The 19,807-nt window shown below is 62.2% G+C and carries 19 protein-coding genes; 5 read left to right on the top strand and 14 right to left on the bottom strand.

Annotated features, from left to right (window positions below; translation table 11 throughout):
• Positions 1–30 precede the first annotated feature (30 nt).
• A complete protein-coding gene (lexA, locus tag QZ634_RS03275; RefSeq protein WP_043568762.1) occupies positions 31–642 on the bottom strand; it encodes a transcriptional repressor LexA in 612 nt (203 codons plus the stop codon).
• A gap of 160 nt (positions 643–802) precedes the next feature.
• Between lexA and QZ634_RS03270 the strand changes: the two genes are divergently transcribed.
• The 3 genes from QZ634_RS03270 to QZ634_RS03260 all read left to right on the top strand — a co-directional run bounded on the left by QZ634_RS03270 (position 803) and on the right by QZ634_RS03260 (position 4,058).
• A complete protein-coding gene (locus QZ634_RS03270) occupies positions 803–1,258 on the top strand; it encodes a peroxiredoxin (RefSeq protein WP_291985540.1) in 456 nt (151 codons plus the stop codon).
• A 43-nt stretch (positions 1,259–1,301) separates the two neighbouring features.
• Entirely contained in the window at positions 1,302–2,729 is a 1,428-nt protein-coding gene (locus tag QZ634_RS03265; RefSeq protein WP_043568953.1) for a PhoH family protein, read from the top strand.
• A 108-nt stretch (positions 2,730–2,837) separates the two neighbouring features.
• Positions 2,838–4,058, top strand: a complete 1,221-nt coding sequence (locus QZ634_RS03260) for a transglutaminase-like domain-containing protein (RefSeq protein ID WP_291985537.1) — start codon at positions 2,838–2,840, stop codon at positions 4,056–4,058.
• Between the two features lie 24 nt (positions 4,059–4,082).
• On the opposite strand, the gene dnaB is transcribed toward QZ634_RS03260, so the two are convergent.
• The 5 genes from dnaB to rpsF all read right to left on the bottom strand — a co-directional run bounded on the left by dnaB (position 4,083) and on the right by rpsF (position 7,134).
• Positions 4,083–5,543, bottom strand: a complete 1,461-nt coding sequence (gene dnaB / locus QZ634_RS03255) for a replicative DNA helicase (protein ID WP_291985535.1) — start codon at positions 5,541–5,543, stop codon at positions 4,083–4,085.
• Between the two features lie 140 nt (positions 5,544–5,683).
• A complete protein-coding gene (rplI, locus tag QZ634_RS03250) occupies positions 5,684–6,142 on the bottom strand; it encodes a 50S ribosomal protein L9 (protein ID WP_043568755.1) in 459 nt (152 codons plus the stop codon).
• Positions 6,143–6,156: 14 nt separating this feature from the next.
• Positions 6,157–6,432, bottom strand: coding sequence for a 30S ribosomal protein S18 (gene rpsR / locus QZ634_RS03245; RefSeq protein ID WP_043568754.1), 276 nt, complete (start codon positions 6,430–6,432; stop codon positions 6,157–6,159).
• Entirely contained in the window at positions 6,404–6,733 is a 330-nt protein-coding gene (gene priB / locus QZ634_RS03240) for a primosomal replication protein N (RefSeq protein WP_291863977.1), read from the bottom strand. The genes rpsR and priB overlap by 29 nt, the downstream gene beginning before the upstream one ends.
• A 14-nt stretch (positions 6,734–6,747) precedes the next feature.
• On the bottom strand, positions 6,748–7,134 hold the full coding sequence (gene rpsF / locus QZ634_RS03235; RefSeq protein ID WP_291985533.1) for a 30S ribosomal protein S6: 387 nt from the start codon (positions 7,132–7,134) through the stop codon (positions 6,748–6,750).
• A gap of 239 nt (positions 7,135–7,373) precedes the next feature.
• Between rpsF and QZ634_RS03230 the strand changes: the two genes are divergently transcribed.
• Positions 7,374–7,832: a hemerythrin family protein gene (locus tag QZ634_RS03230; protein ID WP_291985531.1), complete on the top strand. Its 459-nt coding sequence runs from the start codon at positions 7,374–7,376 to the stop codon at positions 7,830–7,832.
• A 138-nt stretch (positions 7,833–7,970) separates the two neighbouring features.
• Here the strand turns inward: QZ634_RS03230 and QZ634_RS03225 are convergent, their stop codons facing one another.
• The 6 genes from QZ634_RS03225 to QZ634_RS03200 form a co-directional block, all read right to left on the bottom strand.
• Complete coding sequence (locus QZ634_RS03225) at positions 7,971–9,014, bottom strand: M14 family metallopeptidase (RefSeq protein ID WP_291985529.1); 1,044 nt, start codon at positions 9,012–9,014, stop codon at positions 7,971–7,973.
• A gap of 10 nt (positions 9,015–9,024) precedes the next feature.
• The gene (locus QZ634_RS03220; protein WP_291985527.1) at positions 9,025–10,446 is read right to left on the bottom strand and encodes a glutamate-cysteine ligase family protein; all 1,422 of its coding nucleotides are present in this window, start codon (positions 10,444–10,446) and stop codon (positions 9,025–9,027) included.
• Positions 10,447–10,637: 191 nt separating this feature from the next.
• Positions 10,638–11,486 (bottom strand): DMT family transporter, encoded by an 849-nt coding sequence (locus tag QZ634_RS03215; RefSeq protein WP_291987983.1) that lies wholly within the window; start codon positions 11,484–11,486, stop codon positions 10,638–10,640.
• 283 nt (positions 11,487–11,769) lie between these two features.
• A complete protein-coding gene (locus QZ634_RS03210) occupies positions 11,770–13,740 on the bottom strand; it encodes a CHASE2 and HATPase_c domain-containing protein (RefSeq protein WP_291985525.1) in 1,971 nt (656 codons plus the stop codon).
• A gap of 36 nt (positions 13,741–13,776) precedes the next feature.
• Entirely contained in the window at positions 13,777–15,426 is a 1,650-nt protein-coding gene (locus QZ634_RS03205; RefSeq protein WP_291985523.1) for a FecR domain-containing protein, read from the bottom strand.
• Positions 15,423–16,121: a response regulator transcription factor gene (locus tag QZ634_RS03200; protein ID WP_291985522.1), complete on the bottom strand. Its 699-nt coding sequence runs from the start codon at positions 16,119–16,121 to the stop codon at positions 15,423–15,425. The genes QZ634_RS03205 and QZ634_RS03200 overlap by 4 nt, the downstream gene beginning before the upstream one ends.
• Before the next feature lie 476 nt (positions 16,122–16,597).
• On the opposite strand from QZ634_RS03200, the gene QZ634_RS03195 reads away from it, so the two are divergent.
• A complete protein-coding gene (locus tag QZ634_RS03195; protein ID WP_291985520.1) occupies positions 16,598–17,419 on the top strand; it encodes a formylglycine-generating enzyme family protein in 822 nt (273 codons plus the stop codon).
• 59 nt (positions 17,420–17,478) lie between these two features.
• On the opposite strand, the gene QZ634_RS03190 is transcribed toward QZ634_RS03195, so the two are convergent.
• Together QZ634_RS03190 and der are read right to left on the bottom strand one after the other, a co-directional pair.
• Positions 17,479–18,009 (bottom strand): low molecular weight protein-tyrosine-phosphatase, encoded by a 531-nt coding sequence (locus QZ634_RS03190; RefSeq protein ID WP_291985518.1) that lies wholly within the window; start codon positions 18,007–18,009, stop codon positions 17,479–17,481.
• Positions 18,010–18,320: 311 nt separating this feature from the next.
• Positions 18,321–19,784 (bottom strand): ribosome biogenesis GTPase Der, encoded by a 1,464-nt coding sequence (gene der / locus QZ634_RS03185; protein WP_291985515.1) that lies wholly within the window; start codon positions 19,782–19,784, stop codon positions 18,321–18,323.
• Between the last annotated feature and the right edge of the window lie 23 nt (positions 19,785–19,807).

Below are 19,807 nucleotides of genomic sequence, written 5' to 3'. Positions count from 1 at the left end.
CATAAAAGGTTGGGCAAGGCCAACTCGCACTCACATCGTCTCACTGCCGCGGATCACCCCGACAGCAATGCCTTCGATAGCCAATGTTTGCGCTTCCGAATCGACGATGATCGGTTCGAAATCGGGGTTTTCGGCGATCAGTTCGACCGCCCCTCCCCGCTGGCGAAAACGCTTGACTGTCACCTCATCGTCAAGCCGCGCAACGACGATCTGGCCGTTGCGTGCTTCGCTGCTGCGGTGTACGGCGAGCAGGTCACCATCCAGAATGCCGGCGTTGATCATCGACAGGCCACGCACACGCAGCAGGAAATCGGCACGTGGACGAAACAGGCTGGCATCGACCGTATAGCGGCGCTGCACATTTTCCACCGCCAGAATCGGGCTGCCGGCGGCAACACTACCGATCAGCGGCAAACCGAGTTGTTCGACCAGGCGGATGCCGCGCGCCGAACCGGGTTCGAGAACGATGATGCCCTTCTTGGCGAGCGCCTTGAGGTGTTCCTCGGCGGCATTGTGCGAGGCAAATCCGAAAGCACTGGCGATTTCGGCCCGGGTCGGTGGTGCGCCAAGGATTTCCAGCGTGTTACGGATGAAGTCAAGGATTTCCTGTTGTCGCGGGGTAAGCGAGGCAACTCTGGTCATGGTCGTAGGCTCCTGTTGTCAGGACTGTATTTTTATACAGTTTCCAGCAAAGAAGCAAGCAGTACGAACGCTATTGCGGCATCAACCGGCTTGACCGATGCGCTGCTTTCTTACAACAATCCAGTCCCCGTTCCCCGAACCATTCCCCTGAAGGAAAGCCATGCTCGACCAGCCCGTCGCCGACTTCAGCCTGCCGGCCACAGGCGACCAGACCTTCACGCTGTCAGCCTGCCGGGGCAGCACTGTCGTACTCTACTTCTACCCCAAAGACAGCACGCCGGGATGCACCACCGAGGCGCAGCAGTTCCGCGATCTCCACCCGCAGTTTGTCGAGGCGGGCGCCATCGTGGTCGGTGTCTCACGTGACAGCATCCGCTCGCACGAGAACTTCCGGGCCAGGCAGGACTTGCCCTTCGCCCTGCTCTCCGATGCCGACGAATCACTGTGCGCTCGTTTCTCGGTGATCAAGATGAAATCGATGTACGGAAAACAGGTCCGCGGGATCGAGCGCAGTACCTTTGTCATCGATGGCCAGGGGGTGTTGCGGCGTGAATGGCGCGCTCTGAAAATACCCGGCCATGTTCAACAGGTGCTGGATTTCGTCGTTCAGCTCTGATCACCAACCCTGACCGACAATCCTTCATCCGGAAAACATGCGCATGAGCCGCCAAGCTGCCGTCAGCACCACCAGCGACGTTGCTGCCAAACCGAGCAAACTCTTCGTCCTCGACACCAACGTCCTGATGCACGATCCGACCAGCGTCTACCGTTTTGAAGAGCATGATGTCTTCCTGCCGATCATGACCCTGGAAGAACTGGACAACCACAAGAAGGGAATGTCGGAAATCGCCCGCAATGCTCGCCAGGTGACACGAACGCTCGATGAAATCGTCAGTAGCATGGACGATGCCATCGAGCAGGGCATCAAGCTCCACGAAGCTTCTCGCCGACTGGCCAGCGGCAGACTCTTTCTGCAGACCGAGGCTATCGCCAGCGAACTCCCGGCAGGACTCCCGACGGCCAAGGCCGACAACCAGATCCTGGCGGTCGTCATCCACCTGCAACGCCAGCATCCAGAACGTTCGGTGATCCTCGTCTCCAAAGACATCAACATGCGCATCAAGGCTCGCACGCTCGGGCTGCAGGCGCAGGATTACTTCAACGACAAGGTTCTGGAAGACACGGACATCCTGTACACCGGGATGCGCGAACTGAGCGCGGAGTTCTGGGACGAGCATGGTCAGGGGATGGAGTCCTGGCAGCAGGACGGTCATACGCTATACCGCTTCAAGGGCCCGCTGTGCACGCAATTTCTGGCGAACCAGTTCCTCATCCAGGAGGGAGAGAGCCCGCTGCATGCGATCGTCCGCAACGCCTCGGGAACGAGCGCCGAAATTCAGACCCTGACCGACTACACGCACGCCAGGAACAGCGTCTGGGGGATTACCGCGCGCAACCGCGAACAAAACTTTGCGCTCAATCTGCTGATGAATCCGGAAATCGATTTTGTCACCCTGCTCGGCCAGGCGGGTACCGGAAAGACACTGCTCACCTTGGCCGCGGGACTCACCCAGGTACTCGAAACGAGGCGCTACAAGGAAATCATCATGACCCGGGTCACCGTGCCGGTCGGCGAGGACATCGGCTTTTTGCCAGGCACCGAAGAAGAAAAGATGGGACCGTGGATGGGCGCCCTCGAAGACAACCTCGAGGTCCTCAACAAGAGTGATGAGGAAACCGGCGATTGGGGGCGTGCGGCCACCCACGACCTGATTCGCAACCGGATCAAGATCAAGTCACTCAATTTCATGCGCGGCCGGACCTTCCTCAACAAGTTCCTGATCATTGATGAAGCGCAGAACTTGACTCCGAAGCAGATGAAGACGCTGATTACCCGTGCCGGACCAGCGACGAAGGTGGTCTGCCTCGGCAACATCGCCCAGATTGATACGCCCTATCTTACCGAAGGCAGTTCCGGTCTCGCCTATGTCGTCGACCGCTTCAAGGGATGGGCGCATGCCGGTCATATCACCCTGCAACGCGGTGAACGCTCCCGCCTCGCGGACTACGCTGCCGAAGTGCTATAATTCCTCCTATGACTGGGCCGTGTCTTAGACACGGCCCAGTCGTTTGCAGCCACCGATCCGTGCCAACTGCTCCGTGCGACCAGGATCCAGTGCTCACCGGAGAGTCGATTGAAACGACGCCATTTCCTTGCTGCTTCGGCACTTCTTTCCTTACTGGCCCCTTCGTCGGTGTTGGCGGCCAACAAGAAGAAAACAGCCGCCAAACCCACGCGCAGCAGCACCACGAAGAAGAGCAACAGGCAAGGCGCAAAACCCGCCGTCCAGCATCCGGAAACGCCCACCGCGGCCAGCCCTCCACAGGCAGAAGCAGAGCAACGCGACGCAACCAGTCTGCCCGATGAGCCGACAACGCCGTGGCGAACCTACGACATCACTTCGACCATCGCGCTCAGCAACGCCAGCGGCAAGCTGCGCATGTGGCTACCGCTGGCACTGTACAAGGACACGCCCTGGCAGCGTTCGCTGGGCCACAGCTGGCAAGGAAATTTCACCAATGCCGGCATCTACCGCGACCCGGCGGAGACGATGGTGGTGTTCTACGCCGACTGGAACGAGGGGGTCGCGGCGCCGCAGTTGCAAATCACCAGCCAGGTCGCCAAACGCGACCGACATTTCGACATTACCCGACGCGGCAACGCCGCTGAACGCAGCGAAGTGCTGCGCCAGAACCTGCACTCCAGCAATCTTCTCCCGACCGACGGACTCGTACGCCGTACCGCCGAACGTGCTGTCGGTCGAATCAAGGATCCGGTCGCACGGGGCAAGGCGATTTACGACTGGGTGCTGGAAAACACCTCCTACGACCCGTCGCTGCCCGGTATCGGCAGGGGCGATGTCGAGGCCATGCTCGACAGCGGCCAGTTGAGCGGAAAAAGTGCCGATATCGCGCTGCTGTTTGTCGCCCTGTGTCGATCGATCGGCATTCCGGCGCGGCCGATTTTCGGGCAGCGCATCGATAGCTCGCGCTTGTTCGCCGGTCTCGGCGCCACTGGCAACCTGAGCACGGAACAGCAATGCCGTGCCGAGTTCTATACGCCAGGCTACGGCTGGATTCCGGTCAATCCGGCCGACGTACGCAAGGCGATCTACGACGAGCACCTGAGCGGCAGTGATCCTAAACTGGTCGTCCTGAGCAAGCTGCTGTTTGGTTTCTGGGAGATGAACTGGGTCGCTCTCAACAGCGCTCAGGATGTCAAGCTGCGCGGCGGCAACGGCAAGGCGCTCCCTTTTCTCGTCTTCCCGGAGGCGGAAATGGCTGCCGAACGCTTCAACAGCCTGGATACCAAACGCTTCAGCTACACCGTCCACGCCAGCCGCGTCGATGGCTGAAAAAACAGGCCTATAGGACTGCGGTCAATACGAACCCGGTGTGGCGAAATTCTCGAAGCGCGTGTATTCGCCCAGAAATGTGAGGCGCACGGTACCGATTGGACCATTACGCTGCTTGCCGATGATGATCTCGGCAACACCCTTCTCGGCCGTATCCTGGTTATAGACCTCATCGCGATAGATGAACATGATCACGTCTGCGTCCTGTTCGATGGCGCCTGATTCACGCAGGTCGGACATCACCGGGCGCTTGTTCGGGCGTTGCTCGAGCGAGCGGTTGAGCTGTGAGAGGGCCATTAAGGGAACGTTCAGCTCCTTCGCCAGGCTTTTCAGAGAGCGGGAAATCTCGGAGATTTCGGTCGCCCGGTTCTCGCCGTGGCCGGTCGCCGACATCAGCTGCAGATAGTCGATGACGATCAACCCAAGCGGACCGCACTGGCGGCGAAGACGGCGTGCGCGTGCGCGCAGGTCAATCGGGTTCAGCGCCGGCGTCTCGTCGATATAGATCGGCGCTTCGTGCATCTTGCCCAGGGCAAACGACAGGCGTGACCACTCGTCGTCGTTGAGACGACCGGTGCGCACACGATGCGCGTCCAGCCTACCGACTGAAGAGAGCATGCGCATGGCGAGTTGAGTACCGCCCATCTCCATCGAGAAAATGGCCACCGGCAGACCGACTTCGATCGCCACATGTTCGGCGATGTTGAGCGCAAACGAAGTCTTGCCCATCGACGGCCGCCCGGCGACGATCAGCAAATCACCGCCCTGCAGGCCCGAGGTCTTGCTGTCGAGATCATGATAGCCAGTGGGAACACCGGTGATGTCCGACGGATTGTCGCGGTCGTGCAGTTCCTGGATGCGCTCGACCACCTGCGTCAGCAGCGGGTTGATGTGCTGGAAGCCACTCTGGTGACGAAAGCCGCCTTCGGCGATGGCGAAGACCTTCATCTCGGCCTCATCGAGCAAGGTCTTCGGATCGCGACCGAGCGGGTTGAGCGCGCTGCCGGCTATCTCGTCACCAGCCGTGACCAGTTGCCGCAGGATCGCCCGCTCACGAACGATTTCCGCATAACGCCGGATATTCGCTGCCGACGGCGTATTGGCGGCGAGTTCACCAAGGTAGGCCAGGCCTCCGGTATCGTTGCCCTCGCCCGCCAGGTCAAGGCTCTCGGCCACAGTAACCGCATCAGCCGGCTTGCCACGCTCCAGCAGCTTGCTGATCTGGCGGTAGATGCGCTTGTGCTCGTCGCGATAAAAGTCGCCTTCGCTCATCAGATCGGCGATCTTGTCGAAGGCGGCATTGTCGAGCAACAGGCCACCAAGAACCGATTGCTCGGCCTCTATCGAGTGCGGTGGCACGCGCAGCGCCGACAGTGCCGGATCAATCTGCGGGCTACGCGGGCCGCTGTCTCGCCGCACACCGCGACTGCTCGAGCGTTCGACGCCTGCCGAGGGAGATGAATCTGCGGTGAAGGACTTGGCCATGAGCGATCAATGAGAAAACGGGACGAGCAAGGCAGCGAGTTTACCTCGCTGATGAGTGTTTCCCGATGCCAGAACGCAAAAAAGCCTTGCCCCAGGGCAAGGCTTCTTCCCTGGCGCCAGCCAACGGCGCCGGATCAGAGCTAGATCTTGAACTGCTCGGCGACGACGGAAACCGTAATCTTTGCCAGAACGTCGCTATGCAGTGAAACCTCCAGCTCGGTCTCGCCGATCATCTTCAGCGGGCCGGCAGTCATGCGCACGTCGGACTTTTCGACCTCGAAACCGAGCGCACGCAGACCATCGGCAACATCGAAGTTGCTTACCGAGCCGAACAGTCGGCCGTCGACACCGGCCTTGCGCTCGATGCGCACGACCACACCCTCGAACTTCTCGGCATACGCCTGTGCAGCTGCCAGTTTCTCGGCTGCGGCGAGCTCGAGCTCGGCGCGCCTGGTTTCGAACTCCTTCAGAGCCATTGGCGTCGCACGTTTCGCTTTACCATTTGGAATCAGGAAGTTGCGCGCATAGCCGTCCTTGACTTTGACGAGATCACCGAGGCCACCAAGGTTGCCAACCTTTTCCATCAGAATTACTTGCATTTCCTTGTCCTCGCTTACTGGTGATTGTCGGTGTACGGCAGCAGGGCCAGGAAGCGGGCACGCTTGATGGCCACCGACAGCATCCGCTGGTAACCGGCCTTGGTACCGGTCAGACGCGCCGGCATGATCTTGCCGTTCTCGGCGATGTACTCCTTGAACAGATCAACGTCCTTGTAATCGATCTCTTCCATCTTCTCAGCGGTGAAGCGGCAGAACTTGCGCCGCTTGAACAGGCCACCACCACGCTTCTTGACATTCTTGTCATCCTTCTTCTTGAAGAATCTTCCCATTTTGCTTTCCTTCGACAAATTCGATCATAGTTACATGCAGTCTCGGCTGCTTGCTGTTGCGGCTCCTGGCGGCAAGAAAGCCCGTCAGATGGAGGGCTGCGCCAGGTGTTGCCGCTTGCAGCCACTGTGCCGTCGCACCCACGGCAATTGCCGCGATCTCGCATTCGACACGCCGCGGGCTACCCGCTTCGACCTGTTCTGATTGATGCCCGATCAGACATTCCACTACCGGCACACCGGCCGGCGTAAAACGTAGCGCCTTGCGCTCGATCAGGACTCCAGCAAGCTCGACGCGGTTCAGCAGAGCCTCGACAATCAGGCGTCCGGCTCGGCGACAGCTTCAAGCGGTGCTGGTTCACGGACTTCCAGCAGCGACTTGGATTTCTCGTCCTTCATCATCGGCGACGGCGCGCTGACCGCACTCTTGGTCTTGATCGTCAGATGACGAAGAACGGCGTCGGTGAACTTGAAACCGTGCTCTAGCTCGGTCAGCGTGGCGTCATCGCACTCGATGTTCAGCAGCAGATAATGTGCCTTGTGCAGCTTCTGGATCGGGTAGGCGAGCTGGCGGCGTCCCCAGTCTTCGAGGCGGTGAATCTGCCCGGAACGCGCTGCGATCACAGCCTTGTACCGCTCGATCATCGCCGGCACCTGTTCACTCTGATCCGGATGGATGATCAGGACGATTTCGTAATGACGCATGAACACTCCTTGTGGTTGAAGCCCCCCGCCATGCAAGCGGTGGAGCAAGGTGGAAAACCGAGCATTGTAACGGCTTGACGGCGTTCTCGGCAAACTGGTTTCGCTGTACGCTCGCTACGGGCCGCGGTCGAAAGGATATTCGTCTGACTTAACGCAAGTTTCCCTGGAATTCTGCACGACCAATTCCTATACTTCCACGATAACTAGAAGCCTTTGAACGTTACCAGAGGAGACATGTAATGGAGATTGCTCTTTCCCCGTTCCTGCCCGAAGCTCTGTTGGTCGATTTCCCCGAGATCGACGCCCAGCACGAAGAGGTGTTTACCCGTATCGAGTCGCTCAAGGCGGGCTGTTTTGGAAACACTTACGTAGATATCGCCGAGTTCCAGGCCTTACTTGACTCCTTCACCTTGCATTTCGCCACCGAAGAGCGGATTGCTGAAGACGCCGGAGTCGATTTCACTGCCCATGCCAAGATCCACCGCGACACTCTTGATCTGCTACGCAAGGCACTGGGCGATGTCATCAAGGGCGAACATGACGCTCATGCCTTCCTGCGTTATGCCGAATACTGGTTTGAACGTCATATCAGGGAAGACGACAAGCGCTTCGTCGCCACTCTGCAGGAATCCCTCCACTTCAGGCTTCCGCGCAGCCGGCAGCCGGTCAGCAATCACCTTTTCTCCGCCCGGGCCTGACAGCGTTGCTCAGCTGCTGCCGCTCGGCGGCGGCTCCCCTGAATCGCCATCAAGCGCCATCACTTCGCGCCGATGGCAGCTGGTCGAGTCTTGATGACGGCCACCCTACACGGAAAGGACACCCTCTCCACGCCCGCACTAGACGTTCGCGCACCACTGGCGGGCAGCACTTGCCGAGTGTGGAAAAGGGATCCGCTCCATCAGATAACAAAGGCAGTCCTGCCGCACCACACGGGCGTCGAGCGTCAGCATGGCCGGTGTCGATGTTCGCAGCAGGCTGATTGTGCCGTCGCTGCAGGCAAAATACTCCTCGCTCACGTCACGCCGTCCCTCGTCGCGAACATCGAGGGGAAAAGCCACGCGTGTACGCCCGAAGGCCGTACCAGGTTCAAGTTGCCGGAAGTTCATGTGATCGAGCCGCGGATCGAAATCGACATCGGCCAGCGCATCGCCAAAACCGAAGGAAACGGCTGAAGGCACCCTCACCGTCGCTACCGTGTGGTAAAGATCGATGTCGTGCTCGTGCACGTCGTGCGACGGAAACTGCGCCAGATGCAGGCAGCCATCGATGAAGCTCGCAGCATGCGCCTCGTTCGCCGCTTTGCCGGGCTTGCCACATTCCAACGTCAGTGACGGACAAAGCGGCGAGAACGCCGTCGTCTGCGAGCCGGCCAGGCCCCGGAACCAGACCACCGTACGCGAAAACAGCAAGGCCAGATGCAGAACCGCCTGATCGAGGCTATTCACCACGCAGTAGAGCGGATTGAGACCGGTGTTGTTGTGAATATCGACGCTGGCGAAGACGCCGCGCTCGCGCATGATGCGATGCACCTCGCTCATCGCCGCGTGCTCCGGGGCGGCAGCGTGCAGCTCCGTACCAGGCCAGACACGGTTGTAATCCGGTTGATGATCGAGCCGACGCAGGCCTTCTCGCGCCGCGGCGACATTGCCGACCAGGATCGACAGCGCGCGTGGCAAGAGCCGGCCAGCGTGTGCACGCAAGACGCTCTGCAGCGCGACGACGCCGCTATCTTCGTTGCCGTGCAGCAGCACGGAAACGAGTAGCGGCGCCTCACGTCGTCCGGGAAGATGTATCAATGTCGGACCAGCGAGCAGACGATGAAGTTCACGGGCAGGTGTATGAAGAAAGCCGTCGGGCAAGGATTCAAGTACAGTCAGCATGAAGTAGGACTCATATCGGCCACTCGTGCACCGGCACGAGACGGCGTTGATGCTCAAGATAATCGGCGGTAAGCCGGAAGAAATCCTGGTACTTCGCGTAGTGGGCCAGTTGCCAGGCGGCGCCGTTCTGGCGACTACGCAGGCGGGCACCAATCACGTCCAGGTAGCGAGTGATGTCGGCGGCGGCGAGGTCGAGCTCGGCCAGTCCCTCACGAGCCAGCGGAAGCAGTTCGCGCAAGAGAAGTTCGGCAACATTTTCCCGGCGGCCGTCGAGCCAGACCACCTGCGCTTCGAGACCGTAACGCGCGGCACGGTAGAAATTGTCGCGCGCAACGGCGAACGGCAACTGTGTTTCAGGAGCCTCTGCCTGCCTGGCCAGGCAGCGTACCGCACCATAGTACAAGGCAGCGTTGGCGATCATGTCGATCACACTTGGCCCGGCAGGCATGACGCGTTGTTCGACCCGCAAGTGCGGCGCGGCGTCTTTCTCGAAGCCGATCAACAGCCGATTCCAGCGCCAGATGGTCCCGTTGTGCAGGCGCAAATGCGCATACGAATTCACGGGTCCGGTTTCTTCATACGGCAAAAGTACCGGATACGATGACAGATTCTCGGCAAAGCACGCCGTTGGGTCGTCGCCGAGATAACCCGAACCGAAAGTCACCCGCCTATGCTCGGGATGGCCAGGCTGGCAGCAATCGACAGCCTGCTCGAACAGGGGTATTCGCGTCTCGTGCCAGAGAGCACGCCCGAACAGAAATGGCGAATTGGCGGCCAGCGCAACCAGCGGTGCGGCGAGAACCTGCGACGCGTTGTAGGTACGCGCCGCCTCGCTGACCGGCGTCTGCAGGTGCACCTGAAAGGATGTCGTCGCTGCCTCAAGCATCACGTCGGCGTGGGTCGCGGTGAGCGTATCGATACCGGCGATATCGAGCGTCAGCGGCCGTCCACCGCGCAGCCGCAGGACCTGCTCGTTGAGTGCCGCATAACGCTTCGAAGGTGACATGCTGGTCAGCGACAGATCGCGCTCGCGCAGTGTCGGCAAGGTACCGATGGCAATCAGTGCCATGCCGTCGTCAGCGGCCACGCGTTGGCATTGCTGCCAAGTCGCGGTCAGTTCCCTTTCCAGCTGTGACAGCGCCGTCGCCCGCAATGCCTGCGGCGTTCCGTTGATCTCGACGTTGAACAGGGAAAGCTCGGGCACCACCAGCGGGTTGGCCATGCGCTGCAGAAAAGAGACGTTGCGCGGCACCGGAAAGAAATGGTCATCGATCAGCCAGGCCTCGAGTTCGAAACCGGCGACCAGGCCCGCGTTGGCAAAGCCGCCGCTTAGGTAGGCATCGTGGGCATGCGCTGTCTCCTGCTCAAGGTGCTGGCCGAAGCGCACAAAGTCGTCGTCCGTGAAGCCGTCGCTGCCGATTTCCTTGCCCATCGCCCCCCCTCAATGTGTGCTACCCAAGCCTCCAATTGACAGCGGAGTTTATGCGCCGGCCCTTATGATTGCTTGCGGTAGATCAAGTTGTGGTCACAGCACCAGACGGCAGCGATGCTCTCGGAGCATCTGCAGCCACCATGCCACCGACGACGCCGGCGACTGCATCAGCTCGGCAGCCAGGCCACCCATTATGGTGTCGCCACCCGCATATTGCGACCGACGGCCACCGTCAGACAGACCAACACGGCAATCACCAGCGCCATCGCATCCACCGACTCACTCAGGAAGAGCGCCGCCGCGGCGAGCGTGAAGAAAGGTTGCAGGAGTTGCGTCTGACCCACTCGCGCAATGCCGCCCAGAGCGAGGCCTCGATACCAGGGAATGAAACCGAGAAACTGGCTGACCAGGCTGACGTAGAGGAAAGCCAGCCACGCTTCCAGCGGCACGGCAACGCTCACGGGCGCGAACACGCCCGCCGGAATCAGCAACACCGGCGCGGCTATGACCACCGCCCACGAGATGACCTGCACACCGCCCAGAGATCGGGTCAGCCGCGTGCCTTCGGCGTAACCGATGGCGGCGCTGGCGACTGCCGCGAGCAAGGCCATGTCCGCCCAATTGACGCTCCCGCCACCTTCTTTCAACGAGAAGGCGACAACCAGCAGACTGCCAAGCAGCGCCATCGCCCAGAAACCCGCCGATGGACGCTCACCGGAGAAGGCCGCCCCCGCGGCGGCGGTCGCCAGCGGCAGCACCCCGAGCATGATTCCCGCATGTGAAGCATCGACCTCGCGCATCGCCAGAGCGCTGAGCACCGGGAAACCGAAAGCGACTCCCAGGGCGACCACAACAAGCGACTTGAACTGCTTACGGCTTGGCCAGCCGCGGCGGCTGAGCAAGAGGTAAATCGCCGCCGGCAGCGCTGCAACAACGACCCTTCCCATGCCAACGAAAAGTGGACTGAGCGAAGCGACCGCGACGCGTGTGGCCGGCAATGTCAGGCTGAACGCAGCGACTCCGAGCAGGCCCAACCACATTCCTTTCGCTTCGCCGGTCATTGATCAGCAACGGTCAACAAAGCGCTTGCAACCAGAAGCAGACTCGCCAGGGGGAAAAGCGGCTGGCCACCGGGGCGGCCGTCGGAAAGTGGAATGATTCTCATGGTCGCAGCTTAACAAAGCGCCTACGCCACAGGCAAGGAAGAAACTCCGCAAGTGGCCAGTAGAGCGTGCCCCCAAGGGGGTTCGTGGCCCCATCGCGACACCCTCGGCTCCCCCACAGCAGCCGGACGACGCCAACCGTCTGTTGGTAAGCGCCGCCCTACGACCAATCGCCGGACACCGGCACTTCGCCTCCGGGCAGGCTGACCCAGAAGCGGATCCTGCCGGCTGCGCACTCGACTCCGACGGCTCCGCCATGCCGTTCGGCGACCGTACGCACGAAATAGAGCCCCAGGCCGCTGCCCGACGCACTCGCTGCCTCATGCCCGCCACGGCTGAAGCGTTGGAACAGTTTGTCCTTTTCGTCGGCCAGCAAGGGCGGGCCATCGTTCTCGACCCAGAATCTGACTTCATCGTCGCGCGGCCGATCGAGCCCGATGCTGATGACCGTCGCCGCCGGCGCATGGCGTAGCGCATTGTCCAACAAATTGATTGCACAGCGTTCGAGCAACTCGAAGTCGCCCTTGATCCACAACGGCTGCTCCGGCAGTTGGCGAACGATTCGCCGCTTCCCCTGGCTGGCCAGCGCGAATATCTCGTCGGCCGCCTGCTGGAGCAGCGCACAGAGATCGAGCTCTTTCAGGCGATCAGGATCGAGCGCCTCCGCACGTGCCAACGACAGAAAAGCCTGCGCCATACCCAGCGCTCGCCTGAGCGGCGGCAGCAGGTGTTGCGGGTCGCCCGGCGCCTCACTTTCAAGCCGAGCGACAGCACCGGCCAACGGTGCGCGCAGGTCGTGTGAAATGAATCCCAGGGCCTCCTTGCGCCCGGCTTCCAGTGCGGCCATCGTCCGCTGCGCGGCCTGCACCCAGGCGATACGCTGCTCGAAGCCGAGGCGCCGAATCTCGCCCGGCAAGGCGGCCGTCGTCGGGCTCTCCGGCAGAAGGGCGCGCAGCTGGCGGAGTTCCTGGTCGAGGTGGGCGCGTGCCGCCTCGAGCCGCCGCCAACTCCACAGAGGAAAGGCGAACAGGCCAGCGAACAACGCACCGGCGGGCGCAAACCACACTTGCCAAAGCACCGGCAGCAAGGCACAGGCGGCACCCAGAGTGAGCACCCACAAGCTGCTGACCAGCAAGCCCGACAGCGCCATCAGACGCGGTAACCAGAGCAGCGGAACGCAGGCCAGCAGCGCCGCCAAGAGCAGCGTCGGCAGCGTCGCCAACTCGCTGATCAGACGTCCATCGCGAAGCGAGAGCAGCACGTTCGCCTGCACCTCGACCCCGGGCATGGGTTCACCTAGCGCCGAAACGGGCGTCGGAAGAAAGTCTCCCAGACCCACTGCCGTGGCGCCGATCAGAACGATCTTGCCGGCAAAGACCTGCGGCGCGATCAGTCCGTCCAGAACGCGGGCGTACGACAGGCGTTGCACGCTGCCCGGCGGGCCGACGAATTCGAAGCGACGCGCGTTCTCGCGTAGTAACTGATAGCGCTCGTCCGGATGGCCCACGCTAGCCGCTACGTCAGCGAGCACTGCAGGCGGCAGCTGCCCACTGACGCGCAGCACTTCCTCCGCCCACAGCGGCCATACGGCGGCGCCAAGCCCTTCGCGCAGGTACACCGAACGGCCGATTCCATCCTCGTCGAGGTGAACACCGATGCGCCCAATCCCCGCTGCCGCCGCAAGCAGCGGCGCGATCGGCGGCGACTCGAGCAACTGTCCGCCGCTACGCGTCGATTCGATGACCAGCGGCAGCACCACCTTGCCGCAACGCGCAACGGCGTCGGCGAGCAAGGCGTCAGCCGACGGATCGCCGCTGTGCTCGCTGAACGCGATATCGACGCCGACCGCCGCCGGCCTGCCAGCGCAGACGATATCCAGCAGGCGAGCGTGCCGCTCGCGCGGCCACGGCCAGCGGCCAAGCCGATCGAGGCTGTCCTGATCAACGGCGATTATCAGCACGTCGGTGGCCGCCTGGCGCCAATTGATCCGCTGGCCAATATCGAAAAGCAGATGATCGACCCTGACCAGCAGGCCGCTAGCGGTGATGGCCAGCGAGATCGCTGCCAGCAGCAGCGCGACGCGCAGCGCCTCTCTACCGGGCCAGCCGGGAAAGCGGACCTGGGCGGACATCGGAACGGTGATTGCCGACTGACGAATCCACGAATGTCAAAGAGCAGCCAGCGGCAACAGCAAGAGCAGCAGCCACAGGCGGCTGTACGGGACGTCCAGCTCCTGCACGTTGGCCGGACCCGGCGTGTTGTCGCTCCTATCCACCAGGCGAACACCGAGGTAATAGGAACCGCCATCGGGACGCGGCAGGCTCAAGGAGCCATCACTGGCTTGCGCCTGCGCGAGCACCGGAAGCAGGTCGGGAGCTGCCGAGAGGATCGCCTCGTAGTACAGCCCGTCGGGCGCTTGCGGGAGGTTGAGGTGGATCGTCTCGGCGGCCATCTCGATCGATGAGCGGCCGAGATCGACCTCGCCTGGAGCCGGCTTGTAGGTGAAGCCGGCAGCGGGACGCCATGGCCCCTGCTGATCCGAGGTATTTATACTGGCCGCGCGCCAGTAGAGTCGCCCGGCGGGCAGATCCTCGGGCACCTGCCAGGAGTTCTGTTCACTGCTCGCATCGTGCAGCGGCTCTGCAAAGCTCGGCTCGCTGGCGACCTGGAGGCGATAGCGGGCGACGTCAACAACCTTGCTCCACGCGAACGTCGGTCGTGCCGCGCGTATTGTGGCCGCGTCGCCCGGGCTGTTCAACCCCGGTGAGAACGGCCGCGCGAAGACCACGAAGCGATGCACGGCATCGAAGCCCTGCAAGCCGTTGCTGTCGGCAGCGCGCAAGCGCAGGACATAATCACCGTTGGGCAGATCGGAGAAGGTCAGCGCCGCGCCAGCCGCCGTCTTGCTGAGCAGCAGGCGATCGAATGACAGGTCCGGCGCGATCTCACCATGCCATGCGGCCGCGCCCGCCAGTCGCGGGACGGGAAAGCGCAACGGCAACTGCTCGAAACGCGCCGGCAAGCCGGCGACATCTGGCGCCACCAGCAACGGTACAGGCTTGCTGGGTGGCTCGCCGGCGCGGGCGATCGTCCCCAGACCGCGGCGCACGCTGACGCTCCTCCCGGCCGCGCTGACACCCACCCGCCCGCGCAAGGTTTCCTCGCGCGTCACATCGCTGTCGACGCCAACGCGAAAGTGGGTGCCGCGGACCACCGCCTGCGCCGACGGGGTCTTGATCTGCAGGTGCCGATTGGCACGCTCCTCGGGGTTGGCCGTAACCTCGGTCCGCCCACGCTGCAAACGCAGGCGTGAATCGACCATCAGGCCGCCGGCAAACACACTCAGCGAGTCGAGCACGATCTGCGAATTCGGCGCCAGCAGCAGCGTGCTGCCATCGGCCAGACGGAGCAGCACGCTGGCCTCGTCAAGGGTTTCCAGCGTACTGCCCGATGCCAGCCGCTGGCCGCTGACGGCGCGCTGCCATTCGCCACTGGCCGCACGCCACCGCGCCTCGCCGCTGGCAGTGGCTATCATCACCTCGGCAGGAGCCCGACGCAACATCGCCGCCGGAATACGTAACACCGTCCCAGGCAGCATTCGGTACGGGTCATCGACCTTGTTGTCCGCCTGTATCAGTGACCACTGCCAGGGCTTGATCAGGTAGCGCTCGGCAATGCCGATCAGGGTGTCACCCGGCCTCACCGTATATCGCCAGACCGCCATCTCCTCGCCTGGATCGGCTGCCATGGCGCCACCCGCGAACGAGACGGCAAACAATACGACCAGCAGCAGCTTTCGCCACAGCGCTGACTTCACGAGGAATTCCTTTCTCTTTCCAGACGGTAACCATGGCCGTAGATGGATACCAGCCGCCAACCCGATTCCGGCGTGAGTTCCAGTTTTCGACGCAGATTGCTGATGTGAACATCGACCGTTCGCGTGTCGACGTCCGACGTCAGCGACCAGACCACCTGAATCAGGCGCTCGCGGCTCAGGGCGCGACCAACATTCTGGAACAGATACAGGGCAAGATCGGTTTCACGCTCGGTGAGCACGATCAAGCGACCGTCAAGGGCCAGCTGCCGCCTACCATGATCGACCGTAAGGCGGCCGAAGTCCTGTTGCAGCGAGGCGCCGGCGACACCTTGCTGGCGCCGCGTCACGGCCTGCAAGCGAGCGAGCAGCAGGGGCCGCGAAAGCGGCTTGACGATGTAGTCGTCAGCGCCCGCGGTGAGCACGCCGACCACGTCCTCTTCGCTGTCACGGCCGGTGCTGAAGACCACCGGCGGCGTCGCATGACGTAGCTTGATCTGCAGACGAGCAAGCACTTCCAGCCCGGACAGGTCGGGCACCATCCAGTCCAGCAAGCAGACGTCGAAGCGACTACTCTCGACTGCTCGCGCGCATGCCACGCCGCTGCTGAAGCACTCGACTTCGTGGCCAGCCTCGCGCAGCCACGTGCTGACGGTCGCCGCCACGTCTGGCTCGTCTTCGAGGTAAGCTATTCTCATGGCAGGAAGTCAGGCCAGAGCACGACGAATCGCTTCACGGTCATACCACGTACAGGCAAAAATCATCCGCCAACACGGAAGCGCCGCCACTCGCAAGTAGCTGATCGCCCTCTCTCCCTTGCGAATCGGATTCTGCATACCAGCCTCCCCTCCTTTCCGAGTGATCTTACCTTGCGCATCAGCCATGTGCAATTTCCGGTCGCTCGGTCGCGGTGCCGAATCTTCGGTGCGGTGCATCAGCGGCGCGCTTGCTCAGCGATCAAGGATAAACTCCAGGACGAACCAGAGCTGTTCACCACCGCCTGCCCATCAGGTAGCACAAGTGGGCACCCCCCGAGCAAGCGCCCAGCATGACGAAAATGACACCTGAAACGGCGTTCTTCGCGGTATATTGACCCCCTCCGATCAAGCACCCTGACCGCGCAGTGCACACGCCTGCGGCCCGCTCGCGTAGTCACCCCCTGTGAAAGTTCCTGATGTCCGCTGCCCGCCCCGAAAACGCCGAAATCCTGCTCGCCGACCCGCGCCCGGCACCTTTGAAGACCAACTTTGGCGAAGACCAGTTCGGACGCTCGCTGGTCTTGAGCGTCGGCCAGGCGCGGCAGGTTTTTCGCTGGATCGAAGCAGGACAGTTCCTGATGGGTTCGCCGGCCGACGAGGCCGAGCGTGGGCACTCCGAAACGCTTCATGAAGTAGGCCTGAGCCGCGGCTTCTGGCTCGCCGACACCGCCTGCACGCAAGCCTTCTGGCTGGCGGTGTGGCCGGTCAACCCGAGCCACTTTCAGGAGCACGCCGACAATCCGGTCGAGAACATCAGCTGGCACGACGCGCAAGGTTTCATCGCCGAGCTGAACCGGAGATTGCCAGGCGTGCACGCCCGCCTGCCAACCGAGGCCGAATGGGAATACGCCTGCCGTGCCGGCACGGCGACGCCATTCGCCTGCGGACAGCAAATCACACCTGCGCAGGCCAACTACCACGGCGGCTATCCGTACGCCGGCGGCCAGCAGGGGCCCTATCGGGAAAAAACGGTCCCCGCCGCCTCTCTGCCGGCAAACCCCTGGGGCCTGTACGAGATGCACGGCAACGTCTGGGAGTGGTGTGCCGACTGGTACGCCGAATACCCCGGCGAGCGCCAGGCGGACCCAGTCGGCCCGCCGTACGGCAAGCAGCGGGTTTTGCGTGGAGGCACCTGGAGCGACCCCGGCCGCTATGCGCGTTCGGCCAATCGTAGCCGCATCGAACCCGCCTACCGACCGCGCAGCAGCGGTTTCCGGATCGCTCTGTCGCAGCCGTGAACAGAGGACGGACAGCGCCGCGATCCCACACGCCCCATCAGCACGCCGAACACAACCCGTCAGTTGGTACTGTCGTGGTGGTTCCGCCTGGGGTGTTCGCTGCTCGCGCCGACCTCGTCAAGCAAACGCTGCTCGATGCTCTCGATCAGCCCATCGGCAGCATCTTCGACCATATCGAGAACCAGATCGAAGCCGTGGCCCAGGCCGTAGTAGGGATCCGGCACTTCGTCGTCGTCGAAGTTCTTGGAATAACTCATGAACAGCCCGAGGCGATCGTGCTTTTCGGGCGGGCAAATGCGTTGCAGAACGGAAAGGTTGTTGTGGTCCATCGCCAGAATCAGATCAAAGTAGTCGAGATCCTGGGCCGCCACCTTGCGCGCCCGCATGTCGGAAAGGTCATAGTTGCGACTCGCAGCGGCACGTTGTGTGCGCTGATCCGGCGCCTCACCAACGTGATAGCCGTGCGTTCCGGCCGAATCCACCTCGACCCGGCCGTCCAGTTCCTTGCGGCGCAGCAGCTGGCGAACAACGCCCTCGGCCGTTGGCGAACGGCAGATATTCCCCATGCAAACAAATAGAACCTTGATCACCTTGCATCTTCCAGATACGTTCGTTTCACGGCCAAGTTCGAGCCCAGAGCGGGCGCCGAAAAGGCGTGTCACACCGATTCTCCCCGCCTCGCCACAGCAGCGGAGTGCCAAGAGTCGTTTTTTGATTCGCCTGCGGCCCGCTTGCACGCGAGACGCGCCCGGCCTTCATCATCGGTCGAAAAGGCGGCCAGCGCAACCAGACTGCAGTGATTGTACGGGTTCGGCGACAAAAAGTCGCCAAGGCGCGGCTACGGGCAGACGCCACTTCGCCGACGGCCATCGGCTTTCCCGCGGCGCGCGGCGCGCGGCACTCAGCGCCCCACGGGTCGCCTCTTCGGCTTCGGAGCGACGCCCACCTTGAGTGTTGCCCCGGGCCGGGCCGAATTTCTCGCGGCAACTCTTGGCTTGGCAACAAGCTTGGCCTTGACGTGCCTACGACCCTCGTCAGTCCCCTTCTTCTCGGCAAAGGGATTGCTGGAGACATTGAACTGGATGCGCAACGGCGTCCCCTGCAACTTGAAGACCTCTCGAAAGAGGTGTTCGAGATAGCGACGATACGATTCCGGAAGCTTGTCCAGGGCATTGCCATGGATAACGATCAGCGGCGGATTGCGGCCACCCTGATGCGCGTAGCGGAGCTTCGGCCGGAACAGCCCGTTGCGTGGCGGCGCCTGTCTGGCCACCGCGTCGATCAGCGCACGGGTCAGTTGCGGCGTCGGCAGGTCTGCCATGGCCGCCTTGTAGGCCGCATCGACCGAGCGGAAAAGGGGTTCTAGACCTTGCCCCTGCAGCGCGGAAACGTAGTGGAAGCGAGCGAAATCAATGAACGCCAGCTGGCTTTCCAGAGCCCCCTTGATCTGGTCGCGAACGTAGGAGTCCAAGCCATCCCACTTGTTCACGGCAACCACCAGCGCGCGACCCGCTTCGCGGATGAAACCGGCAATGTGCGCATCCTGGTCACCGATCTCCTGGCGCGCGTCGAGAACCAGAATGACGACCTGTGCGTCTTCAATGGCCTGCAGCGTCTTGATCACCGAGAATTTCTCGATGGTCTCGAAAACATTGCCGCGTCGCCGCAGCCCGGCAGTGTCGATCAGCGTATACTTTTTGCCGGCACGCTCGAAATCGACGTGAATGGCATCGCGCGTGGTTCCCGGCTGGTCGAAAGCAATGACCCGGTCTTCGCCGAGCAAGGCGTTGATCATCGTGCTCTTGCCAACGTTTGGCCGGCCAACGATGGCCACCCGCACCGTATCACTATCGGCCACGTCGTCCGCTGGCTCGGGAAAAGGTAGCAGCGCCAGGTCAACCAGCGCCCGTACACCTTCGCCATGCGTCGCCGAGATGGCAACCGGCTCGCCAAGGCCCAGTTCATGGAAGTCGGCGATCACCAGACCGTGCTGCATTCCTTCGGACTTATTGACCGCCACGAAAACAGGACGCCCAGACTGGCGCAGCCGCCTGGAGATTTCCTTGTCCAGTGGCGTGACGCCGGTGCGACCGTCGACGACCAGCATCACCACATCGGCCTCGTCGATCGCCTGCTCGGTCTGGCGCGCCATCTGCAGCATGATGCCGTCCTTGGCAAGCGGTTCGAAGCCGCCGGTATCGATTACCAGATACGGTTTGCTACCCAGTCTTCCGTGACCGTAGTGGCGATCCCTGGTCAGACCCGGAATGTCGGCAACCAGCGCGTCACGCGTCCTGGTCAGCCGGTTGAAGAGCGTGGACTTACCGACATTCGGACGCCCGACGAGAACGATGCTCGGCTTCATCGACGTCGGCACTGGTCGTCAAG

This window comes from Candidatus Accumulibacter sp. ACC007 (assembly GCF_907163205.1).
Classification (GTDB): domain Bacteria; phylum Pseudomonadota; class Gammaproteobacteria; order Burkholderiales; family Rhodocyclaceae; genus Accumulibacter; species Accumulibacter regalis.
The sequence above is the reverse complement of the archived record's forward strand: the minus strand, read 5'-3'. Positions and strand labels throughout refer to the sequence as shown.

Coding starts and splice junctions, on each gene's coding strand:
- lexA (WP_043568762.1), bottom strand. CDS start 642: ATGACCAGAGTTGCCTCGCTTACCCCGCGACAACAGGAAATCCTTGAC.
- QZ634_RS03270 (WP_291985540.1), top strand. CDS start 803: ATGCTCGACCAGCCCGTCGCCGACTTCAGCCTGCCGGCCACAGGCGAC.
- QZ634_RS03265 (WP_043568953.1), top strand. CDS start 1,302: ATGAGCCGCCAAGCTGCCGTCAGCACCACCAGCGACGTTGCTGCCAAA.
- dnaB (WP_291985535.1), bottom strand. CDS start 5,543: ATGGCCAAGTCCTTCACCGCAGATTCATCTCCCTCGGCAGGCGTCGAA.
- rplI (WP_043568755.1), bottom strand. CDS start 6,142: ATGCAAGTAATTCTGATGGAAAAGGTTGGCAACCTTGGTGGCCTCGGT.
- rpsR (WP_043568754.1), bottom strand. CDS start 6,432: ATGGGAAGATTCTTCAAGAAGAAGGATGACAAGAATGTCAAGAAGCGT.
- rpsF (WP_291985533.1), bottom strand. CDS start 7,134: ATGCGTCATTACGAAATCGTCCTGATCATCCATCCGGATCAGAGTGAA.
- QZ634_RS03230 (WP_291985531.1), top strand. CDS start 7,374: ATGGAGATTGCTCTTTCCCCGTTCCTGCCCGAAGCTCTGTTGGTCGAT.
- QZ634_RS03225 (WP_291985529.1), bottom strand. CDS start 9,014: ATGCTGACTGTACTTGAATCCTTGCCCGACGGCTTTCTTCATACACCT.
- QZ634_RS03220 (WP_291985527.1), bottom strand. CDS start 10,446: ATGGGCAAGGAAATCGGCAGCGACGGCTTCACGGACGACGACTTTGTG.
- QZ634_RS03215 (WP_291987983.1), bottom strand. CDS start 11,486: ATGTGGTTGGGCCTGCTCGGAGTCGCTGCGTTCAGCCTGACATTGCCG.
- QZ634_RS03210 (WP_291985525.1), bottom strand. CDS start 13,740: ATGTCCGCCCAGGTCCGCTTTCCCGGCTGGCCCGGTAGAGAGGCGCTG.
- QZ634_RS03200 (WP_291985522.1), bottom strand. CDS start 16,121: ATGAGAATAGCTTACCTCGAAGACGAGCCAGACGTGGCGGCGACCGTC.
- QZ634_RS03195 (WP_291985520.1), top strand. CDS start 16,598: ATGTCCGCTGCCCGCCCCGAAAACGCCGAAATCCTGCTCGCCGACCCG.
- der (WP_291985515.1), bottom strand. CDS start 19,784: ATGAAGCCGAGCATCGTTCTCGTCGGGCGTCCGAATGTCGGTAAGTCC.